Origin of the sequence: Aliamphritea spongicola (assembly GCF_017051665.1) — a bacterium.
Taxonomy (GTDB): domain Bacteria; phylum Pseudomonadota; class Gammaproteobacteria; order Pseudomonadales; family Balneatricaceae; genus Amphritea; species Amphritea spongicola.
This window is the reverse complement of record NZ_JAFIDL010000039.1, coordinates 1-396: the sequence shown is the minus strand read 5'-3', so window position 1 is coordinate 396 and position 396 is coordinate 1. Positions and strand designations below refer to the sequence as shown.

At 29.8% G+C, this 396-nt stretch carries 1 protein-coding gene; it reads left to right on the top strand.

Features of this window, described 5'->3' with window-relative positions:
• Nucleotides 1-396: Ea47 family protein (locus JYB63_RS22640; protein ID WP_431193910.1), on the top strand; the 396-nt coding region annotated here is incomplete at both ends.

Below are 396 nucleotides of genomic sequence, written 5' to 3'. Positions count from 1 at the left end.
CCGCAAGAACAGTAACATTTATTATTCAAAAAAACAAAAACCAGATTATAGGATATGACATTTGGTATAACAATAATGTTATTGAAAAATGGAAAAATGATCCATTAATGGCTTGGGCTAAAAATTCTCGCAATACGATAGAAAAACAAGGCGATTTAGAAATGTATAGCGAGGCAAAGGCTACTCTTATTTCATCTTACATTGAAGAAAATGACATTGAGTTTATTACAAATGAAAGTATGTTAAACATTGGTATAAAAAAGTTAGTCAGACTTGCACAAAAGAAATTACCTTCATATTTAACTGAATCATCTATTATTAAATCAGAAAGACGATGGGTCGCTAATACGCTAAAAGATTACGAATTATTACATGCCTTAGCTATAATCTATGGCA